Source organism: Streptomyces sp. LBL, assembly GCF_029893585.1.
In the GTDB taxonomy this organism is placed as follows: domain Bacteria; phylum Actinomycetota; class Actinomycetes; order Streptomycetales; family Streptomycetaceae; genus Streptomyces.
The window spans coordinates 223,143-237,329 of record NZ_JARXYX010000006.1 but is presented as its reverse complement, the minus strand read 5'-3'; the positions used below and the strand labels follow the sequence as shown (position 1 = coordinate 237,329).

Genomic DNA, 14,187 nt, shown 5'->3' with positions numbered 1-14,187 from the left:
CCGGACGGATCAACTCCCGTCCGGGGCCGCGCTTCACGCCGTAAGGAACAGGCATGGACCAGGCATGGACAGGCGTGGGCCAGGCAGGGGGCAGACGTGGACTAGGCGTCCAGCGACGTCATCACATGCTTGATCCGCGTGTAGTCGTCGAACCCGTACGCCGACAGATCCTTGCCGTAGCCGGACTTCTTGAAGCCGCCGTGGGGCATCTCGGCGACCAGCGCGATGTGCGTGTTGATCCACACGCAGCCGAAGTCCAGCTTCTTGGACATCCGCATCGCACGCCCGTGGTCCTTGGTCCACACGGAGGAGGCGAGGGCGTACTCGACGCCGTTGGCCCACTCGACGGCCTGGTCCTCGTCGGAGAAGGACTGGACGGTGATGACCGGGCCGAAGACCTCCTGCTGGATGATCTCGTCGTCCTGCTTCAGCCCGGACACGACGGTCGGCGCGTAGAAGTACCCCTTCTCACCGACCTGGTGCCCGCCGGTCTCGACCTTGGCGTGCGCGGGCAGCCGCTCGATGAACCCGCTGACCTGCTTGAGCTGGTTCGGGTTGTTGAGCGGGCCGAACAGCACGTCCTCGTCGTCCGGCTGCCCGGTCTTGGTCTCCGCGGCGGCCTTGGCGAGCGCCGACACGAACTCGTCGTGGATGGCCTCGTGGACGAGGACGCGACAGGCGGCCGTACAGTCCTGACCGGCGTTGAAGAAGCCCGCGACCGAGATGTCCCCCACGGCCTTGGCGATGTCCGTGTCCTCGAAGACCACGACCGGCGCCTTGCCCCCCAGTTCCAGGTGGACCCGCTTGAGATCCTTGGACGCGGACTCGGCGACCGCCATGCCCGCGCGCACGGACCCGGTGATGGACGCCATCGCCGGCGTCGGGTGCTCCACCATCAGACGGCCGGTGTCACGGTCGCCGGTGATGACGTTGAAGACGCCCTCGGGGAGGATCGAGCCGATGATGTCGGCGATCAGAACCGTCGACGCCGGGGTCGTGTCCGACGGCTTCAACACCACCGTGTTGCCCGCCGCGATCGCGGGGGCGAACTTCCACACGGCCATCATCATCGGGTAGTTCCACGGCGCGACCTGTGCGCAGACGCCCACCGGCTCGCGGCGGACGATGGAGGTCAACCCCTCCATGTACTCGCCGGCGCTGCGCCCGTCCAGCATGCGGGCCGCACCCGCGAAGAAGCGGATCTGGTCGATCATCGGCGGGATCTCTTCGTCCCGGGTCAGCCCGACCGGCTTGCCCGTGTTCTCCACCTCGGCCGCGATCAGTTCCTCGGCCCGCTCCTCGAACGCGTCGGCGATCTTCAGCAGGGCCTTCTGACGCTCGGCCGGAGTCTTGTCGCGCCAGCCGGGGAAGGCCGCGGCCGCGGCGGCCATCGCGGCGTCCACGTCCGCCTGCCCGGACAGCGGCGCCGTCGCGTACGCCTCACCCGTCACGGGGTTGACCACCTCGGTGGTCCGTCCGTCTGCGGCATCCCGGAACTCACCGGCGATGTAATTCCGTAGTGTGCGCAGCCCACGCGGCTCGGTGCTCACTGCCGGCCTCCTGTCAGGTTCTGACTGTTCGTCTGACGTGTTCCCCTGCATGTCCGTCTGAACTGTTCGGGGTGTCCGATCACTGAGACTCCCACCCTATTCCGCGGTTCCACGTTTTCAACACCCCCGATCGCTCCATCGCTGCGAAATCCGCAGGTCTCGGTCGCGTAAACAACGAATTTCATCGCCTCAACCTTGCGTAACTGTCGAGACGTCGTGCACAGTGAGCTGGTGGCCAGTCGAAGCGCACAACCCCGAGACTCGCGGGAGGGTCGGGACTCCTCCCGCGAGTCCAGGAACGGCAGCAGCCCGCACCTGGACGCCGTCTCCCTCGCCATCATCGAGCAGCTCCAGGAGGACGGCCGCCGGCCGTACGCCGCCATCGGCAAGGCTGTCGGCCTGTCCGAGGCGGCCGTGCGCCAGCGTGTCCAGAAGCTGCTCGACCAGGGCGTGATGCAGATCGTCGCCGTCACGGACCCGCTCACCGTGGGCTTCCGCCGTCAGGCGATGGTCGGCGTTCACGTCGAGGGCGAGGTGGAATCCGTGGCCGACGCGCTGAGCGCCATGGGGGAGTGCGAGTACGTGGTGATGACCGCGGGCTCCTTCGACCTGATGGTGGAGATCGTCTGCGAGGACGACGACCACCTCCTGGAGGTCATCAACCGACGCATCCGGGCCGTCCCCGGAGTGCGCTCCACGGAGAGCTTCGTCTACCTCAAGCTCAAGAAGCAGACCTACATGTGGGGAACCCGATAATCGTGAGCACCGACAGCTCCAAGGACCTCAGCAGGACCGCGTACGACCACCTGTGGATGCACTTCACCCGCATGTCCTCGTACGAGAACTCCCCCGTCCCGACGATCGTCCGGGGTGAGGGCACCTACATCTACGACGACAAGGGCAAGCGCTACCTCGACGGTCTCGCGGGTCTGTTCGTGGTCCAGGCCGGGCACGGCCGGGTGGAGCTGGCCGAGGCGGCCTTCAAGCAGGCACAGGAGCTGGCGTTCTTCCCGGTGTGGTCCTACGCCCACCCCAAGGCCGTGGAGCTGGCGGAGCGGCTGGCCGGCCACGCGCCGGGCGATCTGAACAAGGTCTTCTTCACCACCGGCGGCGGCGAGGCCGTGGAGACGGCGTGGAAGCTCGCCAAGCAGTACTTCAAACTGGTCGGCAAGCCCGCCAAGCACAAGGTCATCTCCCGCGCGGTCGCCTACCACGGCACCCCGCAGGGCGCCCTGTCCATCACCGGCCTGCCGGCCCTGAAGGCCCCCTTCGAGCCGCTGGTCCCGGGCGCGCACAAGGTCCCGAACACCAACATCTACCGGGCACCGCTGTTCGGCGACGACCCCGTGGCCTTCGGCCGCTGGGCCGCCGACCAGATCGAGCAGCAGATCCTCTTCGAGGGCCCGGACACCGTCGCCGCGGTCTTCCTGGAGCCGGTCCAGAACGCGGGCGGCTGCTTCCCGCCCCCGCCCGGCTACTTCCGGCGGGTCCGCGAGATCTGCGACAAGCACGACGTGCTGCTGGTGTCGGACGAGGTCATCTGCGCCTTCGGCCGCCTGGGCACGATGTTCGCCTGCGACAAGTTCGACTACGTGCCGGACATGATCACCTGCGCCAAGGGCATGACCTCGGGCTACTCCCCGATCGGCGCCTGCATCGTCTCCGACCGCCTGGCCGAACCGTTCTACAAGGGCGACAACACCTTCCTGCACGGCTACACCTTCGGCGGCCACCCGGTCTCCGCCGCGGTCGGCATCGCCAACCTCGACCTGTTCGAGCGCGAGAACCTCAACCAGCACGTGCTCGACAACGAGGGCGCCTTCCGCGCGACCCTGGAGAAGCTGCACGACCTGCCGATCGTCGGCGATGTCCGCGGCAACGGCTTCTTCTACGGCATCGAGCTGGTGAAGGACAAGGCGACGAAGGAGTCCTTCGACGACGAGGAGACCGAGCGCGTCCTGTACGGCTTCCTCTCCAAGGCCCTCTACGACAACGGCCTGTACTGCCGTGCCGACGACCGCGGCGACCCGGTCGTCCAGCTCGCCCCGCCGCTGATCTCCGACCAGGGCACGTTCGACGAGATCGAGCAGATCCTGCGCGCGACGCTGACGGAGGCGTGGACGAAGCTCTGATCTTCGTTCTGAACGATCAATCACAGCCCCGGTGCCGTCCGTTCGAGTGAGAAACGGCGACCCGGGGCCGTGTGTTGTCCGGCCTTCCAGCCGCCGCTGCCTAGCGTGCCAGTGACCGATCGGCCCTGCCTTCGTTCCCCCGCACGGGGGATGTGGCACGGGAAAACGGATCTGAACGAGGTGTACGCCTATGGTGGCCCCGCCCGACAACAACGTGCTGTGGGCACACGCCCTGCACTTCACCCACCGCGACGGCTCACCCGGGCTCGGCGGTGTCTCGCTCAGCGTCCGGGAGGGTGAGATCCTCGCCGTCAGCGGCCCTCGCGGCAGCGGCAAGACGACCCTGCTGGGGTGCCTGTCCGGCCTGGTCCCGGCCCAGCGCGGCGAGGTCTGGTTCAACAGCATGCCGGTCCACACCATGGGCCCGATGGCCCGCGAGCGTCTGCGCCGGGACCGCTTCGGCTGGATCGACCCGGTCCCGACGCTGGTCCCGGAGCTGAACGTCTGGGAGAACGCCGCCCTCTCCCTGATGCTGCGGGGCACCAGCCGTCGCCGTGCCAAGACCGCCGCGCTGGAATGGCTGGAGCGCCTGGACATCGGCGACCGCATCACCAAGCGACCGCACGAACTGCGCCAGTCCGAACGCCAGCGCGTCTGCATCGCGCGGGCCCTCGCCCCGGCCCCGACGGTCCTGTTCGCGGACGAACCGACGGCCCCCCTGCACCGCGCGGACCGCGGCCATGTCCTGCGCACCCTCACCACGGCGGCCCGCTCGCACGGCATCACGGTGGTGCTGGCCACCCACGACGCGGAAACGGCCGCCCTCGCCGACCGGACGGTGCCCCTGCTGGACGGGCGGTGCGTGAAGACCGTGCACCTGCCCCCGGCCCCCGAGACGGAAGGCCGGGCCACGTGCTCGCTCTCCGTCTGACCCGCGGCACCCACCCGGCCGTCCAGCTCCGCCGCCTCCTCGTGGCGGCGGCCTCGGCCGGCACGGGCTTCCTCCTCCTGTGCATCCTCGGCTATGCGATGAGCCACCCGGACGACCCGGACGGCTCTCTCCTCCGCCTGGCCTGGTGCGCCACCCCTCTGGCCGCCACGGTGTACTTCGCGGTCGCCGTGGCCCGCACCGACCCGGCCACCAGGCCCCGCCCCGGCCTCTCCGCCGTCGGCCTCGGCCCGACCCGGCTGATGGCCGTCTCGGCGACCACGACGGCTCTCTCCTGCACTCTCGGCTCCCTGCTCGCGTTGCTCTTCTTCCTCCATCTGCGCGGCGACCTGACCGGCATGCCGTTCGACGGAGCGGCAGCGGAGTTCCTGGCGGCGGACGAGCCGCTGCCGCTCCCGGCGGCCCTGACGCTGCTGGTCCTGGTACCGGTGATCGCGTCGATGACGGTGGGGCTGATCTCGCGGCCACGGGACGACCGCCCGGCATCAGCACGGCCGGGGACCCGGTCCTTCGGCCGCTTCGGGGCGTACGGCGCCTCCCCAGCAAGAGAGACCTTCGGAGCGTACGGCCGCTTCGGCGCGCGCCTGCGGACCGGCGAACCCCGCTCCCCCGCCCCCGGTACCGCCCCGACCGACGCCCCCGTCACACCGACCCCCCACCTCTCCCCACCCGTCACACAGGCCCCCGACTTCACCCCACCCGTCACACCAGCCCCCCACCTCGACGCACCCCCCGTCACACCAGCCCCCCACCTCGACGCACCCCCCGTCCCGCCGGCGCCCGGCCTCGACGTCGGAGTCCGTCCTCAGCCCTCCGCCGAGGCCCCCCGAGGCCTCCCCTGGGGCATCGCCGTGCTCGCCGCAGGCCTCGCGGCAGAGGCGTATGCCAACCGCACGGCGACAGCCACCCCCCTCACCATGCCCGGCGGCCTGACCACCACCGGCCCCGCCGGAGTCCTGGCCGGCTGGATCCTCACCGCCCTCGGCCTCGCCCTGGCCGGCCCCGGACTCACCCACCTCTGCGGCCGCCTGCTGCAGACAGCCCGTCCCGGCGCCCTCCGCCTCCTCGCCGGCCGCGTCCTCATGACGGAGTCCACCCGCATCGGCCGCCCCCTCGGCGTCGTCTGCGCGGTCGCCTCCGGCACGTACGCCATGGCCGCGCTGTACGACACCGCGGAACCGTCCTTCGGCCCGTTGACCATCCTCGGCCTGCTGTTGGTCATCGGCTGCACCGTGGCGACCCTGATCACCGCCGCCGTGGAGGCCAAGCAGGCCCGCGCCGACACGACGGCCGCCCTGTTCAGGCTCGGCGCACCGGCCACCCTGCTGCGCAGCGCCGCCGCCCTGCGCGCCGGCGCACTGCTGACCCTGTTCGGCCCGCTCACCCTGGTCGTGGCCGAGTTGGCGGCGCTCCCGCTGTCCCCCTGAAGCACATACGAAGCACATACGAACCACGTACGAGCCACGTGAAGCACGTACGAGAACCGCGCGGAAAAAATCCTCCCCGGCCGATGAGTTCCGCCGGGACGCACCGTCTACCCCATGGAACAGCCCGCACCCGATGGGAGAGACCGATGACCTCGACGTACCAGCAGATGATCTTCGTCAACCTGCCGGTGAACGACCTCGACGCCTCGAAGAAGTTCTTCACCGAGCTGGGCTACTCGATCAACCCGCAGTTCACCAACGAGAACGCGGCCTCCGTGGTGATCAGCGACACCATCCTCGCCATGCTGCTGACCAAGCCGTTCTACTCGACCTTCACCAAGAAGGAGATCGCCGACGCCACGAAGACCAGCGAGGTGCTGATCGCGCTGAGCGCCGAGAGCCGCGTGAAGGTCGACGAGTTGGTCGAGAAGGCGCTCGCGGCGGGCGGCTCCCCGGCGGGCGAGACGCAGGACCACGGCTTCATGTACGGCCGTTCCTTCGACGACCCGGACGGCCACACCTGGGAAGTCGTGTGGATGGATCCCGCGGCCGTCGAAAGCTGAGCACCGCGGTGCCCAGCAGTGCCTAGCATGGGCGGGTGCAGACGATGCCCGCCCATGCGGCCCACCACAACGACCGTGAGATCGAGACCCTGGAGGAGTTCGACGCGACCGTCGCGGCCCGCGGCACCCTCGCCGGATTCCGCGTCCAGGGCGTCGACCTGACGGACCGTACGCGCGAACTCCTCGGCACGGACACGGCCGGAGCGGTCTTCCTCGGCTGCCGGATGCGCGAGGACGCCGCCGTGAAGGTCCGCGCCGACGGCGCCCTGGTCTTCCCGCCGGTCCCCGACCTGCCCTTCGACCCGTACCGGGGCCTGGTCTACTCCCCCGACGAACTCTTCGAGAACCTGGCGGACGGCTACGAGGCCACACCGGACGCCCGTGCGTACGCCTGGTTCCAGCAGACCAAGGCCGACGGCGACATCTTCTCCTCGATGCTGCGCGCGATCCACGACGACTCCGTCTCGGACGCGCTCGACGAACTCCTGCGCGGGGCACGGGTGGTGGGAGTGATGGGCGGCCACGCGATGGCGCGTGGGACGGAGGAGTACGCCGGTGCCGCGCGGCTCGGCCGCGCGTTGGCCCGCGCCGGTTTCACGGTCGCCACCGGCGGCGGCCCGGGAGCGATGGAGGCGGCCAACCTCGGCGCGTACGCCGCCCCGTACGACGACGAGATGCTGACCGAGTCGCTCCGAGTCCTCGGCAAGACACCCGGGTTCACGCCCTCGGTCTCCGAGTGGGCGCGGGCCGCCTTCGACGTGCGCGACCGCTGGCCGAAGGGCGGACCCTCCGTCGGCATCCCGACCTGGTTCTACGGCCATGAGCCGCCGAACGCCTTCGCCGGGCACATCGCCAAGTACTTCGCCAACGCCACCCGTGAGGACGGTCTGCTGGCCCGCTGCACCGCGGGCGTGGTGTTCCTGCCGGGGGCCGCCGGGACCGTACAGGAGATCTTCGACAATGCGACGCCGAACTACTACGAGTCGCGTGGCGAGCCCACCCCGATGGTCCTCGTGGACCGGACGCACTGGACGGAGAAGCTGCCCGCCTGGCCGCTGTTGCGGGCGCTCGCGCGGGAGCGGTCGATGGAGGCCCGAATAGCCCTGGTTGACCGGATCGAGGAGGCTGCCGGGGAACTGAAACGCCTCGGTGGTTAATGAGAAGGTAAAACCAACACCTGTACCCTGCATCTGCGTTGACACTACTTATGCAACGCTTATAGACCTGTGAGCCTCCTGGGGAATCGGTGATGGTGACACCACCTCACCTTCCCCTCCACCCCCCGCATTTGCGCTTCCTGTGAAGGACAAACGTGGCAGTCCTGTCCATATCCCGCCGTAACGCCAAGCGCACCGCGCGCATCCTCGGTGTCGCCTCCGCCTCGGCCGCGCTCGCACTCGGTGCCGCCGGCAACGCGCTTGCCTGCAACATCAGCGAGTTCTCGGCCGAAGCCAAGTGTGACGGCACCAAGGGCGTCATCACCGTCACCGACGTGGACCGCTCGGGCACCCCGGCCGTCGTCTCCGTGTTCCTCGAGAACAACGGCGCCGACGTGAAGAAGATCGGCCAGCAGGAGGTCAAGGGCGAGGCCGGCGGTGTCACCCTCTCCTTCGACGAGGACTGGCAGCCGAACGCCGTCTACCGCGTCCACGTCAAGGCCGGGAACCAGGTCGACGAGGACATCAAGCCCAACCTGACCACCCCGTCCACGGCCTGCAAGACCGAGGACACCCCGACCCAGCCCCAGACCCCGACCCAGCCCGAGACCCCGAAGCCGTCGGCCTCCGCCTCGACCCCGGCCGAGGACACCGACAGCCCCACCCCGGCCCCGACGCCCTCGCAGAGCGAGAGCACCGCCCCGGCGGGCGCGGCGAGCAACGCCCCGTCCCCCGCGACCGGTGACTCCAACCTCGCCGAGACCGGCGCGGACTCCAACACCGGCATCATCGCCGGCGTGGCGATCGCCCTGGTCGCCATCGGTGGCGGCGCCGTCTTCTTCGGCCTCCGCCGTCGCGGGGCGAACAGCGCCCGCTGACCCGCCCCACGCACACAGCTGTGGCCCGTCCCCGCACGAGGTTCTCCAGGGGGCGGGCCACAACTGTGTCATCAGAAGATCTCGCCGGTTACAGCCAGAACTCCCGCTGGACCCAGAACACGACCCAGAACACCCACGGGGCCCGCTCGCCCGACACCTGCGGCTCCGGGTCCACCGCGCCGACGCCACCCTTGCGCGTCCGTCTCAGTCGAGCACGACGATTTCCGCCGCGTCGAACTCCACTCCGACCATGTCCCCGACCTCCGGCGCCGCCCGCAGCGCGCACGCCGCCTCCAGCCGGGGCGCGTCCTCCTCGGGCCGCAGACGGACGGCGACATGTGTGCCCTTGAACGTCCGCGCGGTCACCGCGCACCGCAGCCCCTCGTCCGTGCCCACCAGCCGTACGCCCGCCGGCCGCACCAGCAGGCGGCGCACGCCCTGCGCGGCCCCCACGGGGACCGGCAGCTTGCCCCACGGGGTGTCGGCGGCCTCCCCGGCGACCGTGCCCTCGACCACGTTCTCGAAGCCGAGGAAACGGGCCACGAACTCGTCCGCGGGGCGCTGCCACACCTCAAGTGGTGTACCGGACTGGGCGATCCGTCCGTCCCGCATCACGACGACCCGGTCGGCGAGCGCGAAGGCCTCGCCCTGGTCGTGGGTGACCGCGAGCACGGTGGTGCCCAACCGTCCGAACACCTCCCGCAGTTCGACGACCAGCCGCTCCCGCAGCGACCGGTCCAGCTGCCCGAGCGGCTCGTCCAGCATCAGCAGCCGCGGGCGGGGCGCCAGCGCCCGGGCCAGTGCCACCCGCTGCTGCTCACCCCCGGACAGCGAGGCGACGGCCCGGCGTCCGGCCCCCGGCAGCCCGACCAGGTCCAGCAACTCCCGTACCCGATCGCCCTGTTCCCCCTTCGACGCCCCGTGCATCCGCAGCCCGAACGCCACGTTCTGGCCCACGTCCCGCTGCGGGAACAGCTGGTGGTCCTGGAACATCAGCCCGACCCCCCGCTTGTGCGCGGGCACCCCGGCCTGGTCGCGGCCGCCCAGCAACACCCGCCCGCCGTCCAGGGGTTGCAGTCCCGCCACCGCCCGCAGCAGGGTCGACTTGCCGCTGCCGCTGGGCCCGAGGACGCACACGATCTCCTCCTCGGCGACATCGAGGCCGACCCGGTCCAGCACGGCCCGCCCACCGAACCGTACGGTCGCGTCCTCAAGACTCAGCAGCATCTAGAACTCCCCGGTCCCCTCGGTGCGCAGCCGCTCAAGGACCAGCAGCGCCACCGCGCACACGATCATCAGAATCGTCGAAAGGGCCATCGCCTGCCCGTAGTTGACCTCGCCGGCCCGCCCGAGCAGCCGGGCCACGGCCACCGGCAGCGTCGGGTTGTCCGGTCGCGCGATGAACACCGTCGCCCCGAACTCCCCCAGTGACACCGCGAAGGCGAACCCCGCCGCGATCAGCAGCGCCCGCCGCACCATCGGCAGATCCACCTCGCGCCACACCCGCCAGGGCGACGCCCCGAGCACCGCCGCCGCCTCCCGCAGCCGTACATCCACCGCCCGCAGCACGGGCAGCATGGTCCGTACGACGAACGGCACGCCGACCAGCGCCTGGGCCAGCGGCACCAGGATCCACGAGGACCGCAGGTCCAGCGGCGGTTCGTCCAGCGCGATCAGGAACCCGAACCCGACGGTCACCGCGGACACCCCGAGCGGCAGCATCAGCAGCGCGTCGAAGCCCCGTACGAACCGCCCCGCGTCCCGCCGGGTGAGCGCGACCGCGGCGAGAGCGCCGATCACCACGGCGATGGCGGTCGCGGCGACCGCGTACTGCAGGGAGTTGCCGATCGCCTCGACGGGCGGGACGAGGAAGAGCCCGCCGTCCTCGCGGGTCAGCGCCCGGTAGTAGCCGAAGTCGGGCGCGTCCAGGGACCGCCGCACCAGCACGGCCAGCGGCAACAGGAGCAGGACGACGATCGAGACGAGGACACCGGCCAGCAGCGCCCACTGGCCCGCCCCGCGCGGCCGGCGCGCGGTCGTCGCGGCGTCCACCAGCCGCAGGGCGGTCTCCCGCCGTCGTACCGTCCACGCGTGCAGGGCGAGGACCGCACCCACCGCCACGAACTGGATGATCGTCAGCACCGCCGCCGTGGACAGGTCGAAGATGTCCGTCGTCTGCCGGTAGATCTCCACTTCGAGCGTCGAGAAGGTCGGTCCGCCGAGGATCTGCACGACCCCGAACGAAGTGAAGGTGAAGAGGAAGACCATCAGCGCGGCGGCGGCCACGGCGGGCGCCAGCGCGGGCAGCGTGACCTGCCGCCAGGCCCGTAGCCGGGACGCGCCGAGCATCCGCGCGGCCTCCTCCTGCCGAGGATCGAGCTGCGCCCAGAGCCCGCCGACGGTCCGGACGACCACCGCGTAGTTGAAGAAGACATGCGCGAGCAGAATCGCCCACACCGTGGTGTCCAGCCGTACGCCCCACAGCTCGTCCAGCAGCCCGCCGCGCCCCACCAGCGCCAGGAACGCCGTCCCGACCACGACCGTCGGCAGCACGAACGGGACCGTGACGACGGCCCGCAGGACCTGCTTGCCGGGGAAGTCGAAGCGCGCGAAGACATACGCGCCCGGCAGCGCCACCAGCAACGTGAGCGTGGTGGAGGCGACCGCCTGCCAGGTGGTGAACCACAGGACGTGCCGGACGTCGGACTGCGCCACGACCTCCGCGATCCGCCCGAACTGCCAGCTCCCGTCGACCTTCAGGCCGCGCGCGACGATCGCGGCCACCGGGTAGGCGAAGAAGACCGCGAAGAACGCGACGGGCACGACGATCAGCCCGAGCCGCGCCGCCGCCTTCCTCTTGAAGCCCTGGCGGGGGGCTACTTCAGTACGAGCGAGGTCCACGACTTGACCCACTGGTCACGGTGGTCGGCGATCCGGGCCGGATCCAGAATCTCGGGATCCTTGGCCTGCGGCCCGAACTTCACGAACTCCTCGGGCACCTGCGCGCCCTTCCGCACCGGGTAGACGAACATGTTCAGCGGCATGTCGTCCTGGAACTCCTTGGTGAGCAGGAAGTCGAGGAACGCCTTGCCGCCCTTGGTGTTCTGGGCGTTGCTCAGCAGGCCCGCGTACTCGACCTGCCGGAAGCAGGTGCCGGTGGCGACGCCCGTGGGCGCGGTCTTCGGCTTTGGATCGGCGTAGATCACCTCGGCGGGCGGCGAGGAGGCGTAGGAGACGACCAGCGGCCGGTCGGCCTTGGCCTTCTTTCCGCCTGCGGAACCGGAGAACTCCTCGTTGTAGGCCTGCTCCCAGCCGTCGACGACCTTGACGCCGTTGGCCTTGAGCTTCTTCCAGTAGTTGGGCCAGCCTCCATCGCCGTACCGCGCGGCGGTGCCGAGCAGGAACCCGAGGCCGGGCGAGGAGGTGGAGGCGTTCTCGGTGACGAGGAGGTTCTTGTACGCCGGCTTGACCAGGTCGTCGAAGGAGCCGGGCGGGGCCAGCTTGTGCTTGCTGAAGTACGCCTTGTCGTAGTTGACGCAGATGTCACCGGTGTCGATCGGCGTGACCCGGTGCTTGTCCTGGTCGACCCGGTACGCGGGCAGGACCAGATCGGAGCCCTTGGCCTCGTACGACTGGAAGAGGCCGTTGTCGAGCGCCCGGGACAGCAGGGTGTTGTCGACGCCGAAGAAGACGTCGCCCTGCGGGTTGCCCTTGGTCAGGATGGCCTTGTTGACGGCCTGTCCGGCGTCGCCGTCCTTGAGGACCTTGACCTTGTAGCCGGACTGCTTCTCGAAGTCCGCGAGGACGTTCTTCGACACGACCCACGAGTCGTGGCTGACGAGGGTGACGGACTTGGAGCCACCGCCGCTCCCGCTGGCGGACGATCCGCACGCGGACAGGCCCGCCAGACCCAGTCCGACGACCACGGCCGCGAACCGCCTGCTGGTGATGCTCACTGAATTCCTCCTGGGTTGACCAGGAAGAGACGCGGCCCTGCCCGGGGCCGTCGGAGGATTCCACCGGTTCCCGGGCAGGGCGCAACAGCTTGAGTGATGACCGAACTTCCTACCCAGAATGACCTGGGCAAGGTTCAGAGGGTCTGCGGCCTGGTTGCCGCACTCTCAGCGCTGTGGCGCTCCCCTGTCGGAATATGAAGATGTCGGGCTGTGAAGATGTCGGGCTGTGAAGTTGTCGGGCTATGAAGATGTACGTACGGCCTCAGGTTACCGCTCGGTGGCCGCGAGCTGGCCGCAGGCCCCGTCGATCTCCTGTCCCCGGGTGTCCCGGACGGTCACCGGCACACCATGGGCGGCGATCGCCTCGACGAACGCCTTCTCGTCCTCGGGTCGGGAAGCGGTCCACTTCGACCCCGGCGTCGGGTTCAGCGGAATGAGATTGACGTGCACGGGCTTGCCCCGGAGCAGCCGCCCGAGCCGGTCGCCCCGCCAGGCCTGGTCGTTGATGTCCCGGATCAGCGCGTACTCGATGGACAGCCGCCGCCCGCTCTTCTCGACGTACTCGAAGCCGGCGTCGAGGACCTCGCGCACCTTCCACCGGGTGTTCACGGGGACGAGGGTGTCGCGCAGCTCGTCGTCGGGAGCGTGCAGCGAGATGGCGAGACGGCACTTGAAGCCCTCGTCGGCGAAGCGGTGGATCGCCGGGACAAGTCCGACCGTCGAGACGGTGATCCCACGCTGCGAGAGCCCGAGGCCGTCCGGCTCGGGGTCGGTGAGCCGCCGGACTGCCCCGACGACCCGGTTGTAGTTGGCGAGGGGCTCGCCCATGCCCATGAACACGATGTTGCTCAGCCGCGCCGGACCGCCCGGGATCTCGCCGTCCCTGAGGGCCCGCATCCCGTCCACGATCTGGTGCACGATCTCGGCGGTGGACAGGTTCCGGTCCAGCCCCGCCTGCCCGGTCGCACAGAACGGGCAGTTCATCCCGCATCCTGCCTGCGAGCTGATGCACATGGTCACCCGGTCCGGGTAGCGCATCAGCACCGACTCGACGAGCGTCCCGTCGAACAGGCGCCACAGCGTCTTGCGGGTGGTGTCCTGGTCGGTCGACAGATGCCGGACGACCGTCATCAGCTCCGGAAGCAGCGCCTCCTGAAGCCGGCCACGGGAGCCGGCCGGGATGTCCGTCCACTCCTGCGGGTCGTGCGCGTACCGCGCGAAGTAGTGCTGCGAGAGCTGCTTGGCACGAAACGGCTTCTCACCGACCGCGGCCACCGCTTCCTTACGCTCGGCAGGCGTGAGATCGGCAAGGTGCCGCGGCGGCTTCTTGGCTCCGCGCGGGGCGACGAAAGTGAGTTCTCCGGGTGCAGGCATAACCCGTCCAGTGTCGCAGATCAACTCCGGCAGCCCAGGCCAGTGCGGGGTGGGGGTGGTCACCCGTGGGTGCCGTCTGTCAGCTGTGGTCGGCCTCGGACGGCCCAGGGACGGCCCAGGGACGGCCCAGGGACGGCCCAGCTCTGAAGCGAGGATGCCGTGATCACTGCTCTGTCCATACGGATCCGGTCCGCACGGACC

12 protein-coding genes and 1 riboswitch are annotated in these 14,187 nt (G+C 69.9%); of the genes, 7 read left to right on the top strand and 5 right to left on the bottom strand.

Features of this window, described 5'->3' with window-relative positions; genetic code table 11:
• Positions 1-101: 101 nt before the first annotated feature.
• A complete protein-coding gene (locus M2271_RS09755; RefSeq protein WP_280886712.1) occupies positions 102-1,550 on the bottom strand; it encodes a gamma-aminobutyraldehyde dehydrogenase in 1,449 nt (482 codons plus the stop codon).
• A 216-nt stretch (positions 1,551-1,766) separates the two neighbouring features.
• Here M2271_RS09755 and M2271_RS09750 point away from each other — a divergent pair, with 216 nt between their 5' ends.
• The 7 genes from M2271_RS09750 (at position 1,767) to M2271_RS09720 (ending at position 8,656) form a co-directional block, all read left to right on the top strand.
• Complete coding sequence (locus M2271_RS09750; RefSeq protein WP_280886787.1) at positions 1,767-2,306, top strand: Lrp/AsnC family transcriptional regulator; 540 nt, start codon at positions 1,767-1,769, stop codon at positions 2,304-2,306.
• Positions 2,291-3,682 (top strand): aspartate aminotransferase family protein, encoded by a 1,392-nt coding sequence (locus M2271_RS09745; RefSeq protein ID WP_280886711.1) that lies wholly within the window; start codon positions 2,291-2,293, stop codon positions 3,680-3,682. The genes M2271_RS09750 and M2271_RS09745 overlap by 16 nt, the downstream gene beginning before the upstream one ends.
• Before the next feature lie 190 nt (positions 3,683-3,872).
• On the top strand, positions 3,873-4,613 hold the full coding sequence (locus tag M2271_RS09740) for an ATP-binding cassette domain-containing protein (RefSeq protein WP_280886710.1): 741 nt from the start codon (positions 3,873-3,875) through the stop codon (positions 4,611-4,613).
• A complete protein-coding gene (locus tag M2271_RS09735) occupies positions 4,595-6,058 on the top strand; it encodes a hypothetical protein (protein WP_280886709.1) in 1,464 nt (487 codons plus the stop codon). Before M2271_RS09740 ends, M2271_RS09735 begins: the two co-directional genes overlap by 19 nt.
• Positions 6,059-6,204: 146 nt before the next feature.
• Positions 6,205-6,621, top strand: a complete 417-nt coding sequence (locus M2271_RS09730; protein WP_280886708.1) for a VOC family protein — start codon at positions 6,205-6,207, stop codon at positions 6,619-6,621.
• A 35-nt stretch (positions 6,622-6,656) separates the two neighbouring features.
• On the top strand, positions 6,657-7,778 hold the full coding sequence (locus M2271_RS09725; RefSeq protein ID WP_280886707.1) for an LOG family protein: 1,122 nt from the start codon (positions 6,657-6,659) through the stop codon (positions 7,776-7,778).
• 155 nt (positions 7,779-7,933) lie between these two features.
• Positions 7,934-8,656, top strand: a complete 723-nt coding sequence (locus M2271_RS09720) for an LAETG motif-containing sortase-dependent surface protein (RefSeq protein WP_280886706.1) — start codon at positions 7,934-7,936, stop codon at positions 8,654-8,656.
• 204 nt (positions 8,657-8,860) lie between these two features.
• Here M2271_RS09720 and M2271_RS09715 read toward each other — a convergent pair whose 3' ends face one another.
• The 4 genes from M2271_RS09715 to rlmN form a co-directional block, all read right to left on the bottom strand.
• Positions 8,861-9,883, bottom strand: coding sequence for an ABC transporter ATP-binding protein (locus tag M2271_RS09715; protein ID WP_280886705.1), 1,023 nt, complete (start codon positions 9,881-9,883; stop codon positions 8,861-8,863).
• Positions 9,884-11,485, bottom strand: a complete 1,602-nt coding sequence (locus tag M2271_RS09710; RefSeq protein ID WP_280886786.1) for an iron ABC transporter permease — start codon at positions 11,483-11,485, stop codon at positions 9,884-9,886. It lies immediately after the preceding gene.
• Positions 11,486-11,532: 47 nt separating this feature from the next.
• Positions 11,533-12,612: a thiamine ABC transporter substrate-binding protein gene (locus M2271_RS09705; RefSeq protein ID WP_280886704.1), complete on the bottom strand. Its 1,080-nt coding sequence runs from the start codon at positions 12,610-12,612 to the stop codon at positions 11,533-11,535.
• 88 nt (positions 12,613-12,700) lie between these two features.
• Positions 12,701-12,808: riboswitch (TPP riboswitch) on the bottom strand.
• A gap of 71 nt (positions 12,809-12,879) precedes the next feature.
• Complete coding sequence (rlmN, locus tag M2271_RS09700) at positions 12,880-13,986, bottom strand: 23S rRNA (adenine(2503)-C(2))-methyltransferase RlmN (RefSeq protein WP_280886703.1); 1,107 nt, start codon at positions 13,984-13,986, stop codon at positions 12,880-12,882.
• Positions 13,987-14,187 lie beyond the last annotated feature (201 nt).